The sequence below is a fragment of the Nocardia sp. CA-084685 genome, assembly GCF_050955785.1.
Lineage (GTDB): Bacteria > Actinomycetota > Actinomycetes > Mycobacteriales > Mycobacteriaceae > Nocardia.
In genome coordinates this window covers 1,153,176-1,177,957 of sequence record NZ_CP192094.1, presented here as the reverse complement: position 1 = coordinate 1,177,957, position 24,782 = coordinate 1,153,176, and the positions used below count along the sequence as shown (strand labels likewise).

At 66.3% G+C, this 24,782-nt stretch carries 20 protein-coding genes; 10 read left to right on the top strand and 10 right to left on the bottom strand.

Annotated elements, in window-relative coordinates; translation table 11 throughout:
- Positions 1-11 precede the first annotated feature (11 nt).
- Positions 12-467, bottom strand: a complete 456-nt coding sequence (locus tag ACQP2U_RS05025) for a hypothetical protein (RefSeq protein ID WP_433713608.1) — start codon at positions 465-467, stop codon at positions 12-14.
- 232 nt (positions 468-699) lie between these two features.
- Here ACQP2U_RS05025 and ACQP2U_RS05020 point away from each other — a divergent pair, with 232 nt between their 5' ends.
- On the top strand, positions 700-1,683 hold the full coding sequence (locus ACQP2U_RS05020; protein WP_433713607.1) for an SDR family NAD(P)-dependent oxidoreductase: 984 nt from the start codon (positions 700-702) through the stop codon (positions 1,681-1,683).
- A 216-nt stretch (positions 1,684-1,899) separates the two neighbouring features.
- On the opposite strand, the gene ACQP2U_RS05015 is transcribed toward ACQP2U_RS05020, so the two are convergent.
- The 3 genes from ACQP2U_RS05015 to ACQP2U_RS05005 are packed head-to-tail and all read right to left on the bottom strand — an operon-like array spanning position 1,900 to position 3,977.
- Positions 1,900-2,808, bottom strand: a complete 909-nt coding sequence (locus ACQP2U_RS05015; protein WP_433713606.1) for a sucrase ferredoxin — start codon at positions 2,806-2,808, stop codon at positions 1,900-1,902.
- Complete coding sequence (locus ACQP2U_RS05010) at positions 2,808-3,200, bottom strand: YdeI/OmpD-associated family protein (protein ID WP_433713605.1); 393 nt, start codon at positions 3,198-3,200, stop codon at positions 2,808-2,810. The genes ACQP2U_RS05015 and ACQP2U_RS05010 overlap by 1 nt, the downstream gene beginning before the upstream one ends.
- A 9-nt stretch (positions 3,201-3,209) precedes the next feature.
- Complete coding sequence (locus ACQP2U_RS05005; protein ID WP_433713604.1) at positions 3,210-3,977, bottom strand: alpha/beta fold hydrolase; 768 nt, start codon at positions 3,975-3,977, stop codon at positions 3,210-3,212.
- A gap of 521 nt (positions 3,978-4,498) precedes the next feature.
- Between ACQP2U_RS05005 and ACQP2U_RS05000 the strand changes: the two genes are divergently transcribed.
- The gene (locus ACQP2U_RS05000; RefSeq protein ID WP_433713603.1) at positions 4,499-5,227 is read left to right on the top strand and encodes a class I SAM-dependent DNA methyltransferase; all 729 of its coding nucleotides are present in this window, start codon (positions 4,499-4,501) and stop codon (positions 5,225-5,227) included.
- Here the strand turns inward: ACQP2U_RS05000 and ACQP2U_RS04995 are convergent, their stop codons facing one another.
- Both ACQP2U_RS04995 and ACQP2U_RS04990 read right to left on the bottom strand, forming a co-directional pair.
- Positions 5,228-6,823, bottom strand: coding sequence for a DNA polymerase Y family protein (locus ACQP2U_RS04995; protein ID WP_433713602.1), 1,596 nt, complete (start codon positions 6,821-6,823; stop codon positions 5,228-5,230).
- A gap of 496 nt (positions 6,824-7,319) precedes the next feature.
- Positions 7,320-8,054 (bottom strand): hypothetical protein, encoded by a 735-nt coding sequence (locus ACQP2U_RS04990; protein WP_433713601.1) that lies wholly within the window; start codon positions 8,052-8,054, stop codon positions 7,320-7,322.
- A gap of 338 nt (positions 8,055-8,392) precedes the next feature.
- Here ACQP2U_RS04990 and ACQP2U_RS04985 point away from each other — a divergent pair, with 338 nt between their 5' ends.
- The 3 genes from ACQP2U_RS04985 to ACQP2U_RS04975 are packed head-to-tail and all read left to right on the top strand — an operon-like array spanning position 8,393 to position 11,021.
- Positions 8,393-8,992: a TetR/AcrR family transcriptional regulator gene (locus ACQP2U_RS04985; protein ID WP_397031644.1), complete on the top strand. Its 600-nt coding sequence runs from the start codon at positions 8,393-8,395 to the stop codon at positions 8,990-8,992.
- The gene (locus tag ACQP2U_RS04980; protein ID WP_433713600.1) at positions 8,989-9,840 is read left to right on the top strand and encodes a phytanoyl-CoA dioxygenase family protein; all 852 of its coding nucleotides are present in this window, start codon (positions 8,989-8,991) and stop codon (positions 9,838-9,840) included. The genes ACQP2U_RS04985 and ACQP2U_RS04980 overlap by 4 nt, the downstream gene beginning before the upstream one ends.
- Before the next feature lie 53 nt (positions 9,841-9,893).
- Positions 9,894-11,021, top strand: coding sequence for a serine/threonine-protein kinase (locus ACQP2U_RS04975; protein WP_433713599.1), 1,128 nt, complete (start codon positions 9,894-9,896; stop codon positions 11,019-11,021).
- Between the two features lie 595 nt (positions 11,022-11,616).
- Here the strand turns inward: ACQP2U_RS04975 and ACQP2U_RS04970 are convergent.
- A complete protein-coding gene (locus ACQP2U_RS04970) occupies positions 11,617-12,252 on the bottom strand; it encodes a response regulator transcription factor (RefSeq protein ID WP_364391084.1) in 636 nt (211 codons plus the stop codon).
- A 271-nt stretch (positions 12,253-12,523) separates the two neighbouring features.
- Positions 12,524-13,780, bottom strand: a complete 1,257-nt coding sequence (locus ACQP2U_RS04965; protein ID WP_433716370.1) for an ATP-binding protein — start codon at positions 13,778-13,780, stop codon at positions 12,524-12,526.
- Between the two features lie 541 nt (positions 13,781-14,321).
- On the opposite strand from ACQP2U_RS04965, the gene ACQP2U_RS04960 reads away from it, so the two are divergent.
- Entirely contained in the window at positions 14,322-15,437 is a 1,116-nt protein-coding gene (locus ACQP2U_RS04960) for a hypothetical protein (RefSeq protein WP_433713598.1), read from the top strand.
- 228 nt (positions 15,438-15,665) lie between these two features.
- Here ACQP2U_RS04960 and ACQP2U_RS04955 read toward each other — a convergent pair whose 3' ends face one another.
- On the bottom strand, positions 15,666-16,805 hold the full coding sequence (locus tag ACQP2U_RS04955) for an FG-GAP repeat domain-containing protein (RefSeq protein WP_433713597.1): 1,140 nt from the start codon (positions 16,803-16,805) through the stop codon (positions 15,666-15,668).
- Between the two features lie 377 nt (positions 16,806-17,182).
- Between ACQP2U_RS04955 and ACQP2U_RS04950 the strand changes: the two genes are divergently transcribed.
- The 4 genes from ACQP2U_RS04950 (at position 17,183) to ACQP2U_RS04935 (ending at position 24,060) form a co-directional block, all read left to right on the top strand.
- A complete protein-coding gene (locus tag ACQP2U_RS04950) occupies positions 17,183-17,827 on the top strand; it encodes an MspA family porin (protein WP_433713596.1) in 645 nt (214 codons plus the stop codon).
- A gap of 108 nt (positions 17,828-17,935) precedes the next feature.
- Positions 17,936-21,970: an AAA family ATPase gene (locus tag ACQP2U_RS04945; RefSeq protein WP_433713595.1), complete on the top strand. Its 4,035-nt coding sequence runs from the start codon at positions 17,936-17,938 to the stop codon at positions 21,968-21,970.
- 94 nt (positions 21,971-22,064) lie between these two features.
- Complete coding sequence (locus tag ACQP2U_RS04940; protein ID WP_433713594.1) at positions 22,065-23,855, top strand: PspC domain-containing protein; 1,791 nt, start codon at positions 22,065-22,067, stop codon at positions 23,853-23,855.
- Complete coding sequence (locus ACQP2U_RS04935) at positions 23,848-24,060, top strand: hypothetical protein (RefSeq protein WP_433713593.1); 213 nt, start codon at positions 23,848-23,850, stop codon at positions 24,058-24,060. The genes ACQP2U_RS04940 and ACQP2U_RS04935 overlap by 8 nt, the downstream gene beginning before the upstream one ends.
- Before the next feature lie 205 nt (positions 24,061-24,265).
- Here the strand turns inward: ACQP2U_RS04935 and ACQP2U_RS04930 are convergent, their stop codons facing one another.
- Positions 24,266-24,721, bottom strand: a complete 456-nt coding sequence (locus tag ACQP2U_RS04930; RefSeq protein ID WP_433713592.1) for a hypothetical protein — start codon at positions 24,719-24,721, stop codon at positions 24,266-24,268.
- Positions 24,722-24,782: the final 61 nt, after the last annotated feature.

The window sequence follows — 24,782 nt, the reverse complement described above, 5'->3', positions numbered from 1 at the left end:
GACCCGCCGAATCAGGCGACCGGGAGCGGTTCCGTCGACTTCTCGCCCAGCGCTGCCTCGACCTTGTCCAGACTGGAGCGAATCACGGCGCCATAGGCGTCGTTGGCGAGGACATCGAGATGGCCGCGCGCGATGGTCAGCTGCATGTAAGCCACATCGAAGTCGCCGACGCGGCGGTGACTGTCGGCGAGGTTGAGGTAGAGCGAGGGTAGGAATCCGCGTAACCCCTCATCGAGGGGAACGCCAGGGCCGAAGACCGCGGCCAGCGCGCGTTGATCCCAGCGCAGCGCATCTTCGGCCGTGCCCTGAAGATCGGCGAGGTGATGCGCAATCACACAGCGCTGCAACGGATCTCCGCCGTCGCCGAGCTCGCCCCACAGTTCCGCCAGCATCCGCCGCGCCCCCTCCGGATCACTGCCGGAGAGCCGCACCGCGGCAAAGATTTCCGCCATCCGATCGTCCGCCATGCGCAGAGTATCGCACATATGTTCGATAGATTCGAGGTCGGTTCGAACACCTCGGCGTGGCCCGATTCGAAACGCTCGACGTGACACGGCGGCGTGAGCGAAGGGGCCCCGGAGGCAGTAGCTCGCGCAACCACGAAGGGCCCGCGAATGTCGCCAATCGAACAGAGCGCACTTGGCAAGTAAACTTACTTGAGAGTAAGTTCATGCCAACTCGACCTGCAAAGGAGCAGCGATGACCCGAGCTTCCGCTGACGAGACCGACCTGCGCGGGCAGATCCGGCGCAATCGCCGCAACCGCGACCTGACGGGGCGGCATGTGCTCATCACCGGCGCGTCCTCTGGCATCGGCCGGGCCGCCGCGCTGGCCGTGGCGGATAAGGGCGCCATCGTCTTGCTGCTCGCCCGGCGCGCCGACGAACTCACGGCCGTGGTCGAGGAGATCCGAGCCGAGGGCGGCAGCGCCTACGGATATCAGTGCGACGTAACCGATTCCGACTCCGTCGACCACGCCGTCAAAACCATCCTGGACGAGCACGGCCACGTCGACATGCTGGTGAACAACGCGGGCCGCTCGATCCGTCGCGCCATCCACCGCTCCACCGACCGGCTGCACGATTTCGAACGCACCATGGCGGTCAACTATTTCGGCGCCGTGCGATTGACCCTGGCGCTGCTGCCGCAGATGCGCGAGCGCAAGTTCGGCCACATCGTCAATATCAGCAGTGCGGGCGTGCAGGTGGCCACGCCGCGCTTCGCCGCCTACCTCGCGAGCAAAGCGGCGCTGGATAAGTTCGCCGAGGTCGCGGCGGTCGAAACCATGGCCGACGGCGTCACCTTCACCACCATCCACATGCCGCTGGTGCGCACCCCGATGATCACCCCGAGCGGCGATCAGGGCCCGTCGGAGTCCCCCGAATGGGCGGCCGCCACCATCGTGCGCGCGCTGAGCGAGCGCCCCAAGCGCATCGATGTCCCGCTCGGCACCTTCGCCGAATACGGCGCACTACTCACCCCGAAGCTGCGTGACCGCATTCTGCACCGCTACTACCGGGCCATACCCGACTCTCCCGCCGCCAAGGGCGAGCAGGTCGATACCGAAGAACCAACGGAATTCGCTGTACCGCAACCTGATCCGCGTCATCAGTCGACGGCTCGCCGAGTCACGGGCACCGCCCTGCGCCGCGCCGCCCGCTGGGTGCCCGGCACCCACTGGTAAGCCCGCGACCTTCATCCCGCAGGGGGCGATAAAGGTCGCCGCGAACGGGACATGGTTGCGGTGGATTCCGCCGCAACCACGTCCCGTCCGTCGTTCTCGGCCGAGGCAGCGCACCACCCTCCACATTGAACGCGCACACCGTCGACCACGATCCGGGCCGGCACATCCGGCAGACAGTCCAGGTGGCCGCAGCGCGATCCAGCCGTTGGACCACGATCAGCCCGTAGTCAAAGGCCGTATCCGGTCGGCCACGACCGCGGTGACCGGTTTCGATGCGGCACCGCAACTGGCCTGGCGCGGTGGAAGTTCCACCGTGCGAGTCGTCACCCGCCAGCGGCGGCCGTCACGATGGGTAACCAGGGCCAGAGCGGAACCGGTTGCGGTGGAATCGGTTTCGAGACTGATGGTGAGATCATCGAGCCTTGCCGAAACCTGGTCGCGCACCGCGAATTCCGCGACCTGCTCGACCGGATGGTGACCACTGCGACCTCGCAATCCAGCCAAGGAAACCGCACCACGTTTCACCGCTTCGACCGCCGCGATGGCGGCCGCGGTATCGACGCGGCCGTAGGTCAGGCCGGAGGGCAACAACACCATGGCAGGCGCGAAGCGATGGCCGCCAGTGTGCGAGCACTCCCAGACCCGGTCCGGATAGTCGGCGGCCAGATTCGCCGCGATCGGACGGCCGAACAACGCACAGCACTGATCGCGTTTTCCGTGCGCGCACACCAGGACCAGCGAATCACGCACGGGCGCGCCGATTCCCGGCGGCGGGCCGTTCAGCAGATCGAGGTCCAGGTCGAGCAGCTGCCTCAGGTCGGTGATCTCGAAGCGTTCGCACCAGAAACCCTGCGGGCGCGAGCTGGCGATCAAAACCGTTCGAACACCGGTGAATTCATTGCGGCCCGGTCGCCGGATCAGCGTCGGGCGAATCTTGGCGGCAACGGTGCGGGCGGCGAGTTCGGCAGTGATCTCTCGGCCGAGCACTTCGTCACCGATCACATCCCGGCCCCACGCGCCCGGCTGCTCGACGCACAACCACCCCGACACCCGAGTCGCCGTGCCGGGCAAGGGCACATCGACCGCGGCCGCCGCCGAGCACAGCATCCCTTCGAATCCGGTCATCAACCCGACGTCTGCCCGTCGGCGAACGCCGCGTCCCAGCGGCCGTCGGCCTTGGCCCGATCGATCTCGGCCTGTCCGGCCGGATGCATCAACCCCTGCTCGATCAGCTCGGCGACCAGGCCGATATTGCGCAGCGACCATGGGCTGCGCTTGCGCTGCGGCGTGAAGCCGACCTGCCAGAACTCGGCATCCTCACCGCGCGCCTGCCCATCGATCCAGCCGAAGCACAGTGCCTGCCGCAGCGCGCCGGCATGGTTCAGCGAAACGCGTCCGGAGCCCTTTTTGGCGAAGCGCAGCCAGACCCCGTCCACCGACGCATGGTTGGTCAGGAGCCAGTCGCGGAACGACTGCTCGTCGGGGAAGAACAGAACCGGACGGTCTTGCGCGGGCACCGCTTCACTCTAGATAGCGGCGGGTGGGAGCGTCGCGAGGAACGGCAGCACGGTTGCCTCGAATTCCCGGTAGCGGTCGCGGTGGATGCTGTGACCGCAGGTGAAGGCGGTCACAGCGCAGTCCGGGATGGTGTCGCGCAAAATGGCCAGCTTCTCCGGATCGACCATGCCGCCGGGACCGCCGCGCAACACCAGGGTGGGGGCGGTGATGTCAGCGAGCCGGTCCCACCACTCCGGATGCGGCTTGCGGAACTGTTCGAGCGCGGTCCGCGTCATCGAGCGATCGAAGGCGAGCACCGCACGCGGATGCCGAATCAGGCTGGTGGTGGCATGCCAGAGTTCCGGAAGGGTCGGGAAGCGACGAGTCAACTTCACTTCTTCATCGCCGGAACGCAACGGCATCGGGCACTCCTCGATGACCAGCCGCCGCACCAGTTCGGGCCGTTCCTGCGCAACACAGGAAACCGCGAAACCGCCCAGCGAATGCCCGACCAGATCCACCGAATCCAGCTCGAGCCGGTCACACAGGTTCAGCACGTCTTCGCCGAATTCGGCGAACAAATAGGACTCGGTGTGCGCGCTACGCCCATGCCCGCGCAGATCGGGAATAATGACCCGCCGCCCAGCCCGCACCAAGGTATGCGCGAACCGATCCCAGGTATGCCCGTCCCCGCCCATACCGTGCACCAGCACCACCGGCGCACCATCGCCGACCACGGAATCCCGATAGGCGATCCGCACGCCGTCGAGCACAGCCCTGGTCACCGCGAGATCCACGATTTCCGAGGATACTGTGTTTGATTTGCCGCGCCTTCGGCGCGGCGGGTTCGCGGCCCCCTGGTGTCTCGCGTCCGAGCCGTCGAGACTGGCGACTTCGTCGCATGCGCTTCGACGGCTCGGACGCGAGACGGGCCGCGAACGGGTCGCTCGTAAGACTCGCTCCGTGGTGGTTGGGGGTGGCGGGGGTGTTCGGCACTTGGTGCGCGCATGCTGGAAGGGTGAATCCCGCGCCTTGCGGGCGCATGCGCTACGACGGCTCCGACGCCAGACGGGCCGCGAACGGGTTGCCCGTAAGACAGCTCCGTTGTGGTTGGGGATGGCGGGGGCGTTCGGCACCCGTGCACACATGCGGCAACGGCGAGACCCGCGCGTGTGTCACACACGCTTCGACGACCCGGACACGAGACGGGCCGCGAACTCGCCGCTCGGGGTAGTCACCACGGCCGCATGGTCCTGGCATCTCGATTGCTCGACATTCGAAGCCGCCGCAGGATGTGGTGCCGGAAAAGGTCTGGCGGATGTCGACGGATCGCGGCAATACTTCGGCCATGCCCTCCTTCGCCGACTTCGATCGCCGCAACTATCGCACCGTTGATGTCGCCGCCGGGTACGACGGGTGGGCGCCGACATATGAGCAGACGGTCATGGACGAGATGGATCTCGCGCTGCTGAATCGGCTGCGGCAACCGGACTGGGGTGGGATACAACGCGCCGTGGATCTCGGCTGCGGGACGGGGCGGACTGGAGCTTGGTTGCGGGAGAAGGGAATTCGCCATATCGATGGCGTCGACGTGAGCGCTGGGATGCTGGCGCGAGCACGTGCGCGCGGAGCACACACCACACTCGCCGAGGCGGACGTGCGTGACACCGGGTTGCCAAGTGGTGCTTATGATTTGGTGATCTCCTCGCTGATCGACGAGCACTTGGACGATCTGACGCCCTTCTACGCCGAAGCCTGGCGGCTGGCCGCGCCCGGCGGCACTTGTGTCACGGTCAGCTATCACCCGCAGTTCATGATGGTGACCGGCATGCCGACGCACTACACCCCCGCGTCCGGCGAGCCGGTCGCGATCAGCACGCATCTGCATTTGATCAGCGAACAGGTCTCGGCGGCATCGGCGGCGGGCTGGATGCTCACCGAGATGGTCGAGGCGCTGGTGGATGACGACTGGATCGCGGCCAAGCCGAAATGGGCACAGTTGCGCGGACATCCATTCACGCTGGCGCTGGTGTGGTCGCGCACATAGTCAGTCGTAAAGCCCCTCGACGCGCCAGGTCTGATCGTTGTAGATGAGCAGCAGAACACGGACATCGGCCGGTTCACCGGCAAGTTGCACCTGGATACGGGCGGCGATTCCGGCGCAGAGGGTGGCGGATTCCGGGGTCCACCAGTGTTCGTCAACCGGCCACGGACCAGCCCAGCCCGCCAGCGGCCACTGCTTGCTGCCCCACCGCAGCAGGGCCGGGTCGGCGGTGAAAAGGCCACGGTCGGTGACCTGCACCGGCGTTCCGTCGGCGGCCTCCAGATGCACAACCGAACGGTTCACCAGGATCACCGCTGGTGCGGGATGGGGCAGTCGGCCGGGCCATGGCAGCGCAGGGTCGGCGGCCGGAATCGGCTCGTCACCGAGGGCGACCATGGTGATGCGTTCGGCGGGTCCTCGGCCACCGCTGAGCACGCCGATCCGGACCGCCTCGCCACCGAGCAGCCCCTGCACCCGGATCAGGGCGCGGCGGGCCCGCTCGTCCTGCTCGCCGACTCCACCCCACAGACCGAGCTGAAGTGCGCTCGCCGCAACGACTTCGACGGGTTCCAGGCGCAACAGCGTGATCGGTGCGGTGGGCCGGTCGCGGCGGGTGAGCCAGCCGTCCAGCTGCCAGCGCACCCGATCCGCGGTGCCCTCCGGGGTCAGCGGTTCGGCGCACCGCCAGATTCGCGAAAGCTGTTCGCCTGCCTCGGTTTCAGCGAATACCGACAATCGGGTGCAGGCCATCGAAGCTTTGGACAGCGCCTCGTGCAACTGGGTGGCGAGCATGCGTCCCGCGAAGGCCGCGGCATCGACGCGATCGATCGGCGGATCGCAACGATACTGCACCGTCAGATCTTTCGGCGGACGACGCGCGGACGGCGGACGCTCCGGCACGGCCCTGGCACAGCGATGCGCCAGTACGGCATCGGCGCCGAAGCGCGAGGTGACCTCGATCGGAGTCAGCGCGGCGAAATCACCGATCCGCCGTAATCCCAAGCGGTGCAACAGATCCACCAGATCACTGCGTTCCGGTGCGGACAGACTCGGTTCCAGCGCGAGTTCACGCACCGGCAGCGGCGCCAGAAATCGCGCACCGCCGCCGGGCGGCACGATCGCGGTGAAACGCGCCGCGATCACCGCTGTGGACAACTCGTCGGCAATACCGATCTGCGCCTCCACCCCCACCGCGGCGGCCGCGTCGACGAGCCGTTCGGCCGCCGCCTCCTCGGACCCGAAAAACCGTGCCGCACCCCGCGCACCGAGCACCAACAGTCCCGGACGCAGCACCTCGACTCCCGGCACCGTCGCATCGATGGCCGCCACCACCGGCTCGAACAAGCGCGCATCCCGATCCGGATCTACCTGCGCGACATACACATTCGGACACCGCGCCTGCGCCTCCCGCTTGGTCAGCCCACGCCGCACCCCCTCGGCCCTGGCAATGGCCGAACATTCCACCACCTTATTGGCGAACAGCACCGCCACCGGCCGCGTCGCAGGCACCCGCGCCACCGCCGCCGCCGTCACCGCCGACCAGTCCGGACACCACAGCGCCAGCACCCGCACCCCACCTACCCGACTCGGCCGGATCACCACCCCACCCCTCCGGGCACCCCGTGTAGCGACTGGGTATCCGCTGTCCGGGATGCCCCGTCGCAAGACAGGGTGCCCAAACGGACCTCGCTGCCGAGCGGCATGTCCTGGTCGGCCACATGGGTTTTCGCGCGACGCGCTGATGCCGTCGCGCGAGCCCGCACATCGGGTGAGGGGCGGCCGATCCCGGTGTGCTCACCTGGGCACCGATGTGCACAGAGCCCGCCCACCCGCGCATTGCGAAGGACGCCGCACAGTCCAGATCTGGGGCCAATGTGACGGTCGGCCGTTATCTCCTGGCCGCCATCAAGGCGATAGTCGGCCATTGCCCTCTGACCGCCGTTGCTTACGGCAGCGAGGGTCACTGGGCCCGAATCATACTGGTGCACCGCACGTCACCTCGCTTGCCTCGGCTTTGCCGAGTCGGGACCCCGAATCGTTGGAAAGGCCGTTTCGCGCAGGAGAACTCATGGCGCGACGGTTACCGAGGTTCGAATCATGACGCCGCACCGTGGGCCTCGACGGTCGCTTCATCTGCCGCGGCGACTGTTTCCACCCCCACCCATTCCAGTCGGCTCGCACTGGGACGCAGTTCGATTCGGCCGTGGCAGGGTGGGCCCGCTTTGCCGCGGACCGCGACCTCCAAGCGGAGTGAGCGCAGGCGACCCCGGCCCGCACCGAGGCCGCCGTATCCGGCGATGCGGGTATCCACCCGCAGGGACGGATTGGGCCAGCGTCCGTCGGTAACCACCAGGGTGGCCCCTTTGCTGCGTGCGCGTGCGGCGATGACTCGGGTGCGGGACGGGGCTACGGTAGCGCCGGCGAGGCCGAGCACGACCAGATCGAGGCCGTCGAGCAATACCGCGGCCACCTCCACCGGATCCGGCCCGGGATCGGCGACGACGGCGAGGCGCTGCAACTGCGCGCCCATCTCGACCGCGGCGAGCAGCCCGAGCCGCGGCATCCCGACCACCGCGGCATGCCCGCCGCCCTCGGTCACCGTGGCGAGCAGACCGGCCAGCAGCGAACTCGCACCCGAATAGGCCACTACCGACCCCTTGACCAGGCCGCCATCAGGCAACAGTTCGGCAAGGGCGGGCGGCACCGCGAGCGCTTCCCTGCGCAATTCGGCGGCGCGCGGAATCCGCTCGGCCGCCGCTTCCCCGCGCCCGGGTATCGCCGCCATCCGTCGACGCAGCTCATCCAGTGTCGGTTTATCCCTCGGCGGCATCCTGTCCCGCCGTCTCCCCGCCCCTGAATCCTCATCCGAACCCATCACAACCACCTACTTCCAACGATGGACCCGAGGCGAAGGCGCGGCCCGAACCCCCACTAACAAGAGTTCAGCACCGATCCAGCTATCGATCACTATCGAATATACGTTCGATACCCGCTCAGTAGAAACCCACCCCCGACTTCCGTCAAGTACGCGCCCTGACCGCGATCACTTCGCAACATGCCACTGTTTTTTGAGTTGAACTCAACTTAATATCGGAGCCATGAGCAAGCGAACACCAGCACAGCCGACATGTCGGTCATGACAGAGGCAAGCGTCAGCGAGGCGGAGTCATGACCGACCAGGAATGGACCGGGCGCGGCGCGACAGCACGCAGACGACTACTGGAGGCGGCGCACGCGGAGCTGAGCGAAACCGGCGAACTCGAGGTAGCCGCCGTCGCCCGCCGCGCCGGTGTCAGCGTCGGGCTGCCCTACCGGTACTTCGGCTCGCGCAGCGGACTGCTTACCGCCGTAATCACCGACTTTTACGACCGACTCGGCGAAACGGTCACCTATGCGGAATTCGCCGGAAAGGATTGGCGCGAACGCGAACACGCGCGCGTGGTGGCCTGGGTGAACTTCCTCTACGACGACCCACTCGCCCCCGTCGCGCTCGGACGATTCGGCGACGCCGAGGCGGCGGGCGTGGAACGGCAACGGTTACAGCAGGCGATCGAGGTCGGCATCCGGAATATGGCGCAGGGCCAGCGCCAGGGCATGGTGCCCGCGGACCGCGATCCCGAATTGCTCGTCGCGGCCGTCCTCGGTGGTGTGCACATGGCCGTTGCGGTGGCGTTGACTCGCAGTCCGCGTCCGGACCGGGCCGTCGTCGCCGACCAGGTATGGGAATTCGTGGCCGGGGCAACCGGCGCGGGAAAGGAAGAACAATGAGCAATGCACAACCGGAGGTCGAACGGCTCGAGGACCTCGCGGGCGATCTGTCCCGAACCCATCGAACAGTCCATGAGGTACGCGATGTCACCGCCGCCCAGGTGGACGCCGACCTCGCCGCTCTCGATCGGGACGGCTACGTGATTCTCGAGGGCCTGCTCGACTCGGCACAGTGCGCGGCACTTCGCAAAGAACTCCTGCCCCTGCTCGGCCCGAACGGGCGAAATGCGTTCGAGGGCCACCGGACTCAGCGGCTCTACAGCGTGCTCGGCAAGACGCGTATGGTCGACCGGCTGGTCGAGCATCCCCGCGTCCTCGCCCTCTTGGATCGACTTCTGCTACCCGGATATCTGCTGTCGCAGTTGCAGATAATCAATATCGCCCCCGGCGAGAATGCCCAGCTCCTGCATCCCGACGACGGTTTCTATCCGGTGCCGCGACCACGAAAGGCATTGTCGGCAGCCACCATCTGGGCGATCGACGAATTCACCGCCGAGAACGGCGCGACAATGCTCATCCCGGGAAGTCATCGCTGGCCGGACGGTCGAACGCCACAGCAGGACGATATGCGGGTGCCCGGCGTCATGCCCGCCGGATCGTGCGTCTTCTTCCTCGGCACGCTCTGGCATGGCGGCGGCGCGAACCGCTCCGCGAACTCGCGATTGGCCGCCACCGCGCAGTACTGCGAGCCGTGGCTGCGCACCCAGGAGGCGTTCACTCTCTCGACCGACCGCGATACGGTGCGCACGGTCTCGCCCGAAATCCGGCGCATGCTCGGCTACAGCATCCATCCGCCATTCATCGGCATGGTGGACGGTATGCACCCGGATCGCCTGCTGACGCAATAACCGGCGCGGTGCGAATCAGGCCAGCTGGCCTCGTTTTCCGCTACCCTCGCACCGTGACCGAACGCGCTCGTCCCATTGTCGGCCCCGATTATCTGGTTGCCGGCCGCTACCGTCTGCAGTCGAAACTGGGCGGCGGCGGTATGGGCGCGGTATGGCTCGCACACGATCGCCTGCTCAACCGGGACGTCGCGATCAAACAGGTGCTCTCCACCGCCGGACTTCCGGAGGCGCAGGCCAATGAGATCCGCAACCAGATCATGCACGAGGGCAGGGTCGCGGCCAAGCTCTCGCATGAGCACGCCATCGCCGTCTACGACGTGGTGCTCGAGGCCGGTGAGCCGTGGCTGGTGATGGAACATCTGCCATCACGCAGTGTCGCAAGGGCATTGGCGCTGGTGAATGCGCTGCCGCCGATCGAGGTGGCGCAGATCGGGGCGCAGGTCGCCGATGCGTTGGCGGCCGCGCACGCCGCGGGCATCGTGCACCGCGATATCAAACCCGGCAATATTCTCGTCGCCGACCGCGGACCCGTCGTCGGCATGGCCAAGCTCAGCGACTTCGGTATCTCGCGCGGTGCGACCGACAGCTCCGACGAACCGGACGGCGTGATCACCGGCACCCCCGCCTATCTGCCCCCTGAGGTGGCGCGCGGCGCGCAGCCGACCACGGCAAGCGATGTGTTCTCCCTCGGCGCCACGCTCTACACCGCGATCGAGGGGCAACCGCCGTTCGGTATGGACGACGACACCGATGCCGTGGTCTATCGCGCGGCGATGGCTCAGATCATCCCGCCCAGCCGCAGCGGCATGCTCACCAACGCGTTGCTGCACATGATGGAACCGGCCCCGCAGCGCAGGCCGACCATGGCCGAGGCCCGCGACGAAATCCTCACCGCCGCATTCGGTCCAGGCACCGGACCGTATATCCTCGGCGCCCCGGTGCGCACCGAGGACGGCACCATTCCGGCATGGGCCGCCCGCAATTCGGCATCGGGCCTGCGCAGCCCGCACTCCACACCGCTGCCGCGCCCGCACCGCAGCAACACCTCGAGCCCAGCGGCCGCGGCACCCCAGCGCCCGAAGGCGAAGTCGAAGGAAACGAGCAATGCCCCACTCGCCATCGCCATCGGCCTGCTGATCGGCCTGGTCCTTATCATCGCCATCATCATCGCGATGATGTAATCCGCTGCGCCGCAGCTTTTCAGCTGCCGCATGACTGCAAAGCACGCACGCTCCGAGTACGCGACCTCGCAGTACGCACGAAATGGCATTGCGCGCACAAATTGCACCGCGCAGCCGACGAAATGGCGTGGCGCGCACCAACTCTGGCACCGAGCTGACGGAGCTGGGGCTCGCCGCGCACAAACCAGCCCGCCGCAAAATTGCCCGCCGCGCACGGAACTTCCCCGCGGCACACGAACTTGCCCACCGCACACGAACTGACACCACCGCAGACGTACCGGCCCACCGCAAACTTGCCCGCCGCACACTAACTTCCCCGCAGCACACGAACTGACCAACCGCAGACGTACCAGCGCGGCACGCACAAACCGACCCCGACGTGCACGAACTCGCCCACAAACCGGCCCGCCGCAGACGTACCGGCCCGGCACGCACAAACCGACCCCGACGTGCACGAACTCGCCCACCGCCCACAAACCGGCCGCCGCACACGAACTTTCCTTGCCGCGCACGAACTTTCGCGCCGCGCATCAAATTGCGGGTCAAACCGTGCGCGGCAAGCGAATACGTACGCAGCGCGCCAGAATGCGGGAAGTCAGTCGATGCGGCGCCGGTGGGCCCAGCGGGTGAGTGCGTTGCGGTTGGACTGCTGGGTCTTGCGAAGCACATTGGAGGCGTGGGTTTCGACGGTTTTCACCGAGATATAGAGCTTCTCCGCGATTTCCCGATAGGTGTAGCCGCGGGCGAGCAGCCGCAGCACCTCCAGTTCGCGCGGGGTGAGCGAATCCAGTTCGGGATCCAGTGGCGGCTCCGGCACCGGCGATTTGCCGGTGAACGAGTCGAGTACGAAACCGGCCAGCCGCGGACTGAACACCGCATCGCCACCGGCGACCCGTCGGATACCATCGGCCAGTTCGGATCCCGAGATCGTCTTGGTCACATAGCCGCGCGCACCCGCACGGATCACCGCGATCACATCCTCGGCTGCGTCGGAGACACTCAATGCCAGGCATACCGGACCGTCATCGATGCCGGACAGCACCGCGACCCCGCCGCCGTCGGGCATATGCACATCGAGCAGCACAACATCCGGACGCGCGGCATTGATTCCGGCGACCGCCTCGGCCACGCCCCCGGCCTCCCCGACAACCTCCATATCGGTCTCCCGGCTCAATTCGGCCCGCACACCCGAACGGAATACGGCGTGATCATCGACGAGAAAGACCCGCACGGCCACCTACTTCTCCTCACCCTCGGTGGATCGATCCACCCTGACGCACGGGCGGCCCACAGGCCGTCCGCACTTCATCGGTACCACAACCGCGGCCGGATCCGTCGTCATCGGTACCACTACGTCTCGAATGCGCTGCCCGGACCGGGCTCATTCCGGCGGTGCCGCGATGTTCGAACGAAAGTCACGAGTTCCAGCTACGCGACACCATCGGCTCACGGCCGAGCCGCAACACGGCGGCCGCACGGAACACCCCTGCTCGACGGCACGATCATCGGCGGTTGCGAACCGTTTGTCGCACCTCGTCCTGTTCGTCGCCGACCGGCGCGTCCTCGGCTCGATCCTGATCACCGGCATCGGTGCGCGGCATGATGATCCGCACCTCGGTGCCCCGACCAGGAGTGGACAGGATCTCCACCTGACCGCCGCGCCGCTCGATTCTGGCGCGAATGGATTTCGCGACACCCCGCCGATCCTGCGGCACTGCCGCGATATCGAATCCGGTGCCGCGATCGCGCACGAAAATACTCACCTGATGCGGTTCTGCCTCGGCGAACAGATCGATCTCCGGAACCCCCGCATGTTTGGCGGCATTCACCAGCGCCTCGCGGCTCGCGCCGAGCAATGCGGTGAAATGCTCCTTCGGCAGACCGGATCCGCTGTCGGCGCCGTCCATCGTCACATCGCCAACGGTGACCGGAGTCACTTTCACCCCGTGCTGATCCTCGACCTCGCCCGCGATCGTGCGCAGCGCCACCGCCAGGCTCGACTGTGCTGGCCCGGAATCCTCGAAGAGCCAGCGGCGCAGTTCCCGCTCCTGGCTGCGCGCCAGCCGGACCACTTCCTGCGGGTCGTCGGCCTGACGCTGAATGAGCGCCAAGGTCTGCAGCACCGAATCATGCAGGTGGGACGCGATTTCCTCACGTTCCTCATTGCGAATACGGGCCGCGCGCTCGGCATTCAGCGCGCGCATCATGCGCAGCCACAGCGGCACCGTCAGCAGACCGGCGCCGATCAAGGTGACCGCCACCGCGATCAGCGCGGAGCCGAGCGAGCTCAGATCGATCCTCGCCAGCACCACCACGCCGAGTCCGAGCACGATCATGGTGATCCCGGCGACGATGCGCGACCAGGTCACCACCGAGGGACGCGCGGGCAGGCCGAGCAGCGACCGCGGGCCGTCGGTGTCGTATTCACGCCACACCAGGGCCGCACCCACCGCCACCACGACGATCGGCACGATCACCTTCGCCGCGGTACCGCTGAACAACCACGAAACCCCGACCGCGAGCCCGATCCCGAGCAGGGCCAACCCGATCGCCTGCCGGCGCTCCTTACCGGTCGGCTTCAGCGCATCGTGGCCGCCGGGAGTGAAGATCCACAGCATGCCGTAGGCGACGATCCCCGCCCCCGCCAGCGCGGACAGCAATACGAATGCCATCCGCACCTTGAACACGTCGAGCCCGAGATGATCGGCGACACCGCCGGCCACACCGCCCACGATCCGGCCACCCGAACGCCGCACCATCCGCGGGTACGGCGGCGTGGGCGCAAGCGCCGGCGCGGCACCGAAGCGGCCGGAGCCGGGCGCGAACCCGGGCGCGGCGCCGAACCCCCGGGGATCGGCCCCCCGAGCAGCATCGAACGCGGGCACGGACGGGTACATGCCTTCGATACTGGCACGGCCCACCGACACCCGACCATCGGGAATCACCCTGATCTTCACCGTTGTGTGCCGATAGATCTCATCTGTCACATACAGGCGATATCTGTCACTAGAGCAGGACTTGCCCGAGTCCCAGTTTCCGCGCTGGGGGCTCGACGCCGATCAAGGGCTGGACGATGCGGTCCTTACCTCGAAGTCTGTGTGGTTCCAGCACTGTCTGGTTCATCTCGGTTGAACCGGCGCTTCGGACCGCGCAATCTGCACGCTTCGGCTTCCCGTCAGCGGTGAGTCGACCGCACGCGGGCCGGATATATGATGCGCATCCTTCATGCAGTGCGCCAACGGGTTTCGTCGTCGGAGAATTGCCCGTCAGCTGCCTGCGGTCGATCGAAACGGAGCCGCCATGACCAGATACGCGCATTTCGTCGGTAGCCTGCCCGAGGCCCTGATGACCAGCGATCGCGACGTCATGAAATGGTTCGCCGACCAGAGTGACGGCTGGCCACTTACTGCGGTGCCGCGCGATCTCGATTCGGGCTGGGTCGTCGCCTACCTGCGTGCTCTCGAAGCGCGTAACGCCTTCGACGTCATCCGCGCGGGCGACTACGCCGACTACAGCGATATGCGCAGCTACGGTGTGCAGGCCGGTCACGTCCTTGAACCACGCGACGTGGCGATGGGGCGCGTCGAGCGGATCACTGCGATCGTCTCGGAGTTCGAGTCGCTACAGCGCAGCCGTCCGGAGCTGGCGGACAAGCGGGTACAGATCAGCCAGCCCAACCCATTGGATCTGGCCCTCTTCGTTTTCGCCGGCGCGGCGGTCTCGCCCGGTCTGCCCATGGGGCCCGCAGTCCGCAACCTCGGTGTGCTCGTCACGGCGCTGCGGCATCTGCCCGTATTCACCGACGCCGTGCTCCAGGAGATGTCCGAGGTGACCGCTCGCTACGGCGATCGCGTTGTGTGGCAGGTGGAATCACCGATCGCGACCCTCGGCATGGTCAAGGCCGAGCGACTACGAGCGCAGTGGGCACTGGGACCGCTGCTGGCACGCCAGCTCGGCGGATTCCTCGTCCGCACCCACGAGATCGGCGCGGCGACAACCCTGCATTTGTGCTACGGCGATCACAAGCACAAGAACCTGCTGACCCCCCGCGGCCTGGCGCCAGCGGTACACCTGCTCGGCCACCTCTCCCGGCTGCTGCGCAAACGCGCAGTGCCCCTGCCGGTCGTGCATGTCCCCTGTGCGTACGGTGCGGATCCGGCACCGTTGGATCCAGCCTTCTACCGCCCGCTACAGCGACTGGATCCCGGCTGGCAATTGATCGCTGGTGTCGTTTCTCCCGACGATGTCGACGACAGCATCCGCGCGCTGACACTGTTCGAACAGGCTTCGGGCCGCACCGCGCATGGGGTAGCAACCGCGTGCGGCCTCGGCCGTCGAACCATCGAGGACGCTAGAGCGGCGGCCGCGGCTACGGTCACCACCGCACGCGCCGACGTCGGTGTATTCGCGGACTGAGCGGTCTGGGGAGCGCAACGGCAGTCCGATTCGACGATGTCGCGGTCACCGCGATGCTGGCGCCTGGGCCCGCACGTGCTCGATCGGACTGGCCTGCGGGCACACCAGCAGAAGCCCTCGACTGCGCCTGCGGCCTGAACGACCCCACCGCCTGGCAACCCCCGACGAACTAACGGTCGCACGACAGGGCCCAGCCCCGGCCCGCCCGGCGCAGCCCCTAGCGGTCGATCAGGCGGAGTAATCGATAGCGGGCCCGAAGGTGCCGTCGCCGTTGCCGTAGCGCAGGGTGATGTTCCCCGAGCCGGTGTTGCCGATGACCGTGTCGATCTTTCCGTCCTGGTTGAAGTCGGCGAGAATCGGGGTGGACAGGGGGACGAGCCCGCCGGAGGGGTAGGTGTGCGGCGGACCGAAGGTGCCATTGCCGGTGCCGAGCAGCACGCTGATGCTGGAGGTGCCGCCATTGGCGACCACCATGTCGAGCATGCCGTCGCTGTTGAGGTCGGCAAGGTCGAAGCACTGCGGGAGCAGACCGCCGGTTTGATATACCGCGAGCGCGCCGAAGGTGCCGTCACCATTGTTGAACAGCGTGGTTACGGTGCCTGTGACAAGGTTGGAGAAGAGGATGTCGGGCTTGCCGTCGGCGTTGATATCGCGCGCCATGCCGTACCAAGCGGTCAGGGCACCGTCGCCGAACGTAGTCGGGGCGGTGAAAGTGCCGTCACCGCGGCCGCGGTAGATCTGGATTGTGCTGTTGACGTAGTTGCCGCGTAGCAGGTCGAGGTTGCCATCCCCATCGAAGTCCGCGACGTCGGCGGACCCGGAGCCGACGCCTAGGTTGCTGGAGACGATGGATGCCGGAAAGAAAGTGCCGTCGCCATTGCCCCGGAGCACCGACCATGACGGGGCCTGATTGGAGGTGGCCAAGTCAGGGTTGCCGTCCTGGTCGAAGTCGCCGACGACCACCGCCCCGGGGGCCAGGTCCGTCGCGTAGTTGACGGCGTTGGCGAAGGTGCCGTCGCCGTTGCCCATCAGTATCGAGACGTCGCTCGTGGTGAAGTTGGTGACGGCCATATCGAGTTTGCCGTCGTGGTTGAAGTCCGCGATGGCGACATAGTCCGCCTGCCCACCGGTGGCGTAGCGGACGGCGGGCTGGAACCCTCCACCGGGCGTGCCCAGGAAGACCGACACTCCGAATCCGAGCACGAAATCGCTGAACACAACGTCGGTGTAGCCGTCACCGTTGAGGTCGGCGATCGCGGGAACCGCTGGGCCCGTCAGGTTGGGGAACGCATCCGCGGATGCTGGAGTGCTGGTGAAGGCGGTCCCCGCCAATGCCGCAGCGGCGCAAGCGCTGACGACGAACCTCATGCATGACACTTGTTTCTCCCGGTAGGGCCGATATCGGTAGAACGCTACGGCGTTCTCAAACGTGGCGATCTTGCGCAGGCCGGCGATTCCTGTCCGGTCCGGACAAGAAAGCCACGCTGAACTGCCGTTCTTATATCGATCTCAGCCATCTTGCGACGGAAAGAGCGGGCAACCGACGGATCCGCTGCCGACCCGGGCACCGCCGGACCGGATAACTGCCGCAAGGCATGTCTACCAGTGCTTTTCAGATCGAATACCGATCAATGGCTTAGGCAGCTCACCGCCCCGCGCCATACGTTTCTTTCGGGGTCGGAAACGTCCCACTCAACACCGGGACTCGCGCCGCAGGGGGCCGAGCACAGGTTCGGGGAGGAATCATGAACATCAAGTCGATACTGCTCATCGCCGCCACCTTGGTCGGAATCGCCGTGGCGGGCGCGCCGTCCGCCGCCGCGCAGGGGATGGCGCCGCACGAGAAGAACTACTCGGGCCCAAGTGGATTCGAGCTCACCGTCGGCCATATGGACGAACAGTTCCGCCCGGTACCCCCGCTCAATGGAATGCCGACCAACCGAGAGGTCTTTCTGGACAACACCTTCTACGGCATCATCCCCGTGAATGCGACGGGCACCATGAGGGCGGGCTACCTGATCGCCTGTGCGGTCGATCTCGATCTCACGGTCGATATCCAGGCCGGCATCGGCTTCGACGCCGGATTCAGCATCGGGGTCAGCGGCAGTGGCGATTCGACGTCACCGAATTTCGATGCCAGCATCGGCCCGAAGATCTACGCGGGAATCAGTCTCGACATGTCGATCAGCCCCGGCGAGATCAAGCCGATCGAACTGGGCACCAAGGACTTGTCTCTCGGCGGCACCGGCTATCTGGTCAGCCACGACTATCACCTGCTGGTCAAGAACTGCGGCGGACCGCTCACCATCCAGTCCTATGTGACCCTCACCGCCGACACGCCCGAGGTCACCGCCGCCGACGCGGTGACAGGAGACCGGATCTTCCTGTAATCCGCTACCAGGACGACCGCGCGATCAACGATCGCACGGCCGTCCCTGCATTCGAACCGGCTAAGTTATTCCTATGTCTTTGTCGCCCAAAAAGATCGGGCGCACGTGGTGACCGAGGACACCACCGCCGAGGCTCGGGGGGAAATCCGATCACCGCGTGCGATTTTCGCGCAACGATTCGCCGATCTCTATGCGGCCGCAGGCAATCCGACGCTGCGACGGGTCGCCATGGCAGCCGAAACGCGCATGCGCGCCGCGCAAGGTAAACGGGCTGCTCCGAGTGCCTCGGTGCAGCGGATCAGCGATTGGAAGGCGGGGCGCAATGTTCCGGCTCGCTTCGAATCGCTGCTCCCGGTGGTGCTCACCATGATCGACCTGGCCAAGAAGGCCGAGTCGCAGACCAGTCGGCAGTTGCTGGAAGTGCGTGAGTGGCAACGGCTCTGGCAGGCCGCCATCACCTGGACACCGAATGACGAGGACGACGCGGCCTGTCCCTACCTGGGGCTCACCTCATATCGCGAGCAGCACCGCGACATCTTCTTCGGGAGAACAAGGTCCACTGCCGAACTCGTCGATTTGGTCCAAGGGGCCGCCGCTGACACGGATGGCATCGTCGTGCTCATCGGCGCATCGGGTGCGGGCAAGTCCTCGCTGGTGGCCGCGGGGCTCATACCCGCCGTCGCCGACAACTGGTCGACCGCCGCGATGACACCCGGCGCAAGGCCACTGCGCGCGCTGGCCAAGGCTTTTCAGGCGGACAACGCGATAGCGCAACCGTCTGCCGACGAAGTCTGCACGGCACTCGACCAATGGAGCGCCGACCGATGCCGGCTGCTCATCGTGGACCAGTTCGAGGAACTGTTCACCGCCTGCCCGGATGAACGCGAGCGCGAAGCTTTCCTGAAAGTTTTGCATCGCTGCGCGACTCGGGCCGATGATGCCCTCGCCGTCGTCATCGCACTGCGGGCCGATTTCTACGCCCAGTGCCTCGACTACCCGATCCTGCAGCACGCTCTCGAACACCGCAGCTATCTGCTCGGCCCCATGCGACTGGACGAACTGGCCCAGGCACTCATCGGGCCGGCCAATCACGCCGGGCTCGAACTGGAGTCCGGCTTAGCCGAACTGGTGATCACCGAACTCTGCGGAGTCGGTGATCATGAGAACCGCCAGAGCTACGATCCAGGCGCACTCCCGCTGCTCTCGCACGTCATGGCCGCCACCTGGCAACACCGCGAAGGCCGCAAACTCACCGTCACCGGATATCGCAAGGCGGGCGGTGTCATCGGTTCCATCGCCGCGACCGCCGAACAGGCGTGGAGCGAACTATCCGACACCCAGCAGTCCTGCGCGAAAGATGTGCTGCTCGGACTCGTTGCCGTCGCCAGTGATTCGCGCGATACCCGGCGCATCGCCGTCCGTCCGACCCTGCTGCAACGCACCACCGACCCGGTGTCCGCCACGGCCGCACTGGAATTGCTGGCCCGCACCCGCCTGATCACCCTCGACTCCGACTCGGTGTATCTGACCCACGAGATCGTGCTGAAGGCGTGGCCGCGATTGCACACCTGGATCGATGAGGACCGGGTCGGCTACCTGGTCCGGCAGCGGTTGGAAGCCGATGCCGCGGAATGGCATTCGACCGGACAGGATCGGTCACTGCTCTATCGGGGCACCCGGCTCGAGACCGCTCTCTGTCATGTCGATCCCCCCTTGGTCGGCGGCCAGGTCCGCACCTTCCTGGAGCGGTCCCGAGCAGCGCGCGCGCATACCCGCAGACAGTCGTCGGTGACCCGGGCAGTCCTCGCTATGCTCGGCGTCGGGCTACTCGTACTGGGCGCATTCGCCTACGCGCAGGTCGAGCTCGCCGAGCAGCAACGCAACGATAAGAACTTCGGATTCGTACTGGCAGAGGCGGATCGACTACAGCAAATCGATCCCTCACTGTCCGCGCAGCTATATCTCGTTGCCGGACAACTCAGACCGGGCGATCGAGAAGTGCGGGCACGGTTGCTCGCGACCCAGAACCTCGCCCTCGCGACACCATTCGTCGCCCACAACGAGGGGATCAGGACCATCGCGTACCGCCCCGACGGCCGGGTGCTGGCTTCCGCGAGCAACGACAACACCATCCGCCTCTGGGATGTCGCCGATCCGCGAAATCCCCACCCGCTGGGCGAGCCTTTACGCGAATCCCGCTCCGGGGCGACGTCCATGGCATTCAACCCCGCCGGCACAGTACTCGCGACCACCGGCACTTCGGCGCGCCCGCAACTGTGGGATGTCCGTGATCCGGCGCATCCCCGGCTTTTCGGATCGCCGCCGACGACCACGAGCGATACCGGTTATCTGGTGTCCTTCAGTCCGAACGGACGGACGCTGGCAGTCGGGTCCACACGCGACAAAGGCATCACCCTGTGGGATGTCGGCGACCCGACCCAACCGATCCAAGGTCGGTTCGTCCCCGCACCGCACAATAGCGACCTGTCCGCCTTCGCGTTCAGCAACAATGGACGACTACTGGCGGTCGCGACCAGCGACTGGGACCGCAGTATCGCGACGGTCGAATTGTGGTCCGTACCCATCACCGGGGAGATCGCCCACGCTGGCACAGCATTCGAGGTGACCCACGGTGTCGAAGCAATCCGGTTCAGCCCTGACAACAGCACCTTCGCCATGGCAGGTCCGCGCCTGACCGTACGACACACCTACGTCAGCGTGACCCAGTTATGGGCCGTCGATGATCCCGCCCACCCGCGCCCGCTTGGAAATCCGTTGGTGGATACAGTGGTTCAGCAGCCGGTCCCCCTGCTCGCCTTCAGCCCGGACGGCCACACCCTGGCGGCCGGTGATGCCACCGGCGCGAAACTGTGGAATATCGCCGATCCCGCGCAACCGACCCCGCTGGGCGCCCAACTGTCGGCGATTCCGACCCGCTGCCTCAACGACGCGAGAATTCCCACTCGGTGCACTGGTGAACCGACAGGACTTGCATTCAGCCCGGATGGAAAGATCTTGGCCGTCGGCGGCACCGAGGGGGTCGTGCGGTTGTGGTCCCTGGCTCCGGCGGTTCTCACTGGACATACCGATTGGGGCAGAAGTCCGATATTCGATGCCACCGGCACCCGAATGGTGAGCGATTCCAGCGACGGCACCTTCGTCATATGGGATACCAGTAATCCACGGGAACCGGTACGGGTAGGGGAATTCAGGGCGAAACCGGGATCATCGATACGGGCCCTGAGCCCTGACGGGAAATCCCTGATAGAGCGGGACGGTCCGACGGGCCCGCTGGTCCTTGTCGACATCTCCGACCTGAAGCGCATTCGGATATCGGGTGACTGGCAGGCATCGGCGCAGTGGTCGCGCCTGAGCTTCGACCGCGACTGGACCCTGGCGGCGCAGACTCCGGCTCCCGAGGTGGATACCTTCCAACTCGCGAATATCGCGGACCGCTCCCGCCCAGTGCTCCTGGGAACACCGACATCCGTGGCTCCCGCCCAGGTCCAAGCCATCGGCGTCAATCCGATCGGCCCCACCCTCGCTATCATCGAATCGACGCTGTCCGAACCCAGTTCGCCGGAGATGGCCCTGCGAACCAGGCTGGCACTGTGGGATATCTCGAACCCGGCTCACCCGGTCCGGGTGGGTACATCCCCGCCGGAGCACTCGCCGCTGATGCTCGACGTGATCATGCACCCTGACGGCCGCACCGCCGTCACCGTGGCGAACGAGACCTTCCAGGTCTGGGACATCAGCAACCCGGTGTCGCCCGTACCGATCGGCGATCGGGTCACCGCACATAACCTGGCGATCATCTCGACCTCGTTCAGTCCCGACGGCAAGACCATGGCCACCAGCGGAAACGACGGTTCGGTGCGGTTGTGGGACTTCACCGATCGCCGTCATCCCCGCCTGATTTCCAGTTCCATCGCACCGCCCGGCCCTAACGTTTGGTTCATCCAGTTCCATCCACAAGGCGACTATCTGTCCGCCTCGAGTAGCGGCGGCGAGCGTCGACTGTGGGATATGGACGATCGGCACGCGATCGAACGTATCTGTCATGCCACCGCCACCCTCATGACTCCCGAACTGTGGCGGCGCTACCTGCCGCAACTCCCCTACCATCCGCCCTGCGACTAAATAACCAAGAGACCGATTGGTCCAAAAGGATCAGCAATAGTTTCAGGGTTCCCCCCGATGTGCCGAAGCGCTGGTCACGCCCAGTATGGAAACCATGACGAAAACGAGCTTCGGCGATCAGATTCACCAGATGTGGCAGTCGCGGCCCGTCCGGTTGCCGCGGCAAGGTCCGATCGCGGGTGTCGCGGCCGGGTTCGGGCAGCGCTACGGGATCGATCCAGTGCTCGTGCGGGTCGCACTCGTGGTGTCGACGATCTTCGGCGGAGCGGGCATTGTGCTGTACCTGCTCGCCTGGCTGCTGTTCAGCGAGGCGGGAGATCAGTTCTCGGCGGCGGAGTCGCTGTTCGGCAAGGGGCACAGCTCGCAGTCGCAGACCAAGACCATCGTGCTGATCGTGGCATTGGCGATCGCGGTCAGCACCATCGGACCGGTCGGCGTCGGACTGGCTGGCTCGGGCATGATCAGCATGGCGCTGATGCTGGCCGGTTGGTGGATGCTGCATATGCGAACGCCACAGCCGCCGCCCGGCACGAGCTCACTCGGCGGCTTCGATGGCGGTCTCACCGCGACCGGCTACCCCGGGGCGGTATTCCCACAGCGCCCGATGCCCGGTGATTTCTACACGCCGGAGACCAGCGTGTACACGCCGTACACGAAGTTGCCGGACGCATATGTTCCAGAGGCCCCCGCCCCGGCGGCATCGAACGCTGCGGCGGATCAGGCAGATCCGATTGTCTTGCCGGACGCCAAAAATAGCGACGCCGAAACCGATCTGATGGAAAAGCACGGCACGACGATCGCGGGCGCTGCGCCAGCCGATCCCGACACCGTCCTGCTTCGTAAGGATGATGCCGACACCGTACTGCTCGACAAGAGCGAGGCAGGAACCACGACGCCTCGGACCGGGACCACAGCCCCCACCGATGAAACAACGCCGGGAACCGCTTGCTCCGAATCGCCGCACACGACCGGCGCACTGTCGGGCGTGAGCGCATCGACCGGTATCAGCACCACGGCGAGCACGACGCCCGGCGCGAGCGCCACCTCCGGCGCAAAAGGTGGCGACACCGCACAACCTGTTGCTACATCCGGCGCGAGCGGCACCGATGCTGCCTCGGAAAGCGGCCACAGCTCATCGCGAGCGGAATCCACTTCGCGCACAAGCACTCCCCCATCCCGAACAACGTCCGCGACACCCGCGCACGCTACCGGCCTCACCCCACCCTCCTGGGACCCCCTCGGCGTCGCCCCTCTCGCCTGGGACCTCCCCGACCCCACCCCAACCCGCACCATCGTCGCTCCCCAGCCGAAGCCCCCTCGCTCCCGGCTCACACCCGTGGTGCTCGGCCTGGCCATCCTGGCCGCCGCCGGTGCGGGTGCGCTGGCCGCCTCCGGCGTCGAGTGGATGACTCCCGGACGCATCGCCGCGGTGGCGCTGGCGGTGATCGGGTCGGGGCTGGTGATCGGCGCATTCCTGCGCCGCGGCTTCGGACTGCTCGTACTCACCGCACCGCTCGCCGGATTCGTGGTGCTGGCTTCGATGCTCGGACCGATCGAATTCGACAGCGCCACCGTCGGCGATCGCACCTGGGCACCGACCTCGATAGTCGACCTCGCCCCGAAGTACGAGTTGACCATGGGAACAGGCACATTGGATCTGCGGTCGCTGAAGCTGACCGAGAACCGGGCCGTCGAGGTCACGGTCGGGCTCGGCGATGCCGAGATCCTGCTGCCCGAGGGTATGGCGGTGCGCACCGATTGCACCGTCAACCTGGGAGATGTCAACTGCCCCACCGGCATTACCGGCCCGCATGCCGACGGCGCACCCGTGCTCGATCTGAAAGTCCATGTCCGGACCGGCAATGCGGAGGTGCACCGTGGCTGAACCCACCGAAGACAACATCACCAAGCGGGGGCCCTCGGTCTCTCTGCTGATCGTCGGACTGCTCGCCCTCGGCGTGAGCATCTGGGCCTTCATCGGCCCGTCCACCATGACCTCCACCGGTGTGGCATCCCTCGGCTGGGTCGTCGTGATCGCCGCCATCGTGGTCGGCGTCCTGCTGGTCATTTCCCCGCGCGGACCACGCTGATCACGCGAATGGCCCGTCCAGGCGGACGGGCCATTTTCTTTCCGGAGGAGCAGAACCAATGCCCATGGAACAGTTCGACATCGACGACGACCCGACCGACCATACGGGAATCCCGATCGGCCGCTTCATGCCGCTGACACCGAGCCGCAGTTACCTCGGCGGCGGCTTATTACTCGGACAACTCATCCTCGGCCGCACACCACCGCTACTCCAAATAAGCCGGGCAGCTCAAATGCTCACTGATCCGGTCGAGTAGCCGCTGCATACTCACCCGCTGCTTACCCTCCACACCGCGCGCGATCATCGGCACCATCCACCGCGCACTGGTGGCGACATTGAACATCTGCTGGATCACCCGAGCGCCCTTCGGATGCGGCAACACTCGGCATTCGGCGCGAAACCACCGCTGCCCTTCGACCGCGAGCATCGCCTGCGCCCGATCCACCTCGACCCGAATCCTATTGGGGTCCCCGGCGATCGCGGCCCGAAATTCATTCGGGCCGCCGCGCAATTGCATCCCGGGGTTCGGGCCGTCGGCGAGGAAGAAGGCGTTGTCCGGACCGACCGGACCGGCACTCACCGTAGTGAGCAGCGCGGCCACCACCCCACACGGTGCCTCGACGACCGCGTGGACGGTGCAGAGCGGCTTCTTCGCTGCCATCCGGACCCCCTGGGGAACTGGTCTACCCGGCTGACGGTACTCCCGGAATCCGGCAAATCAG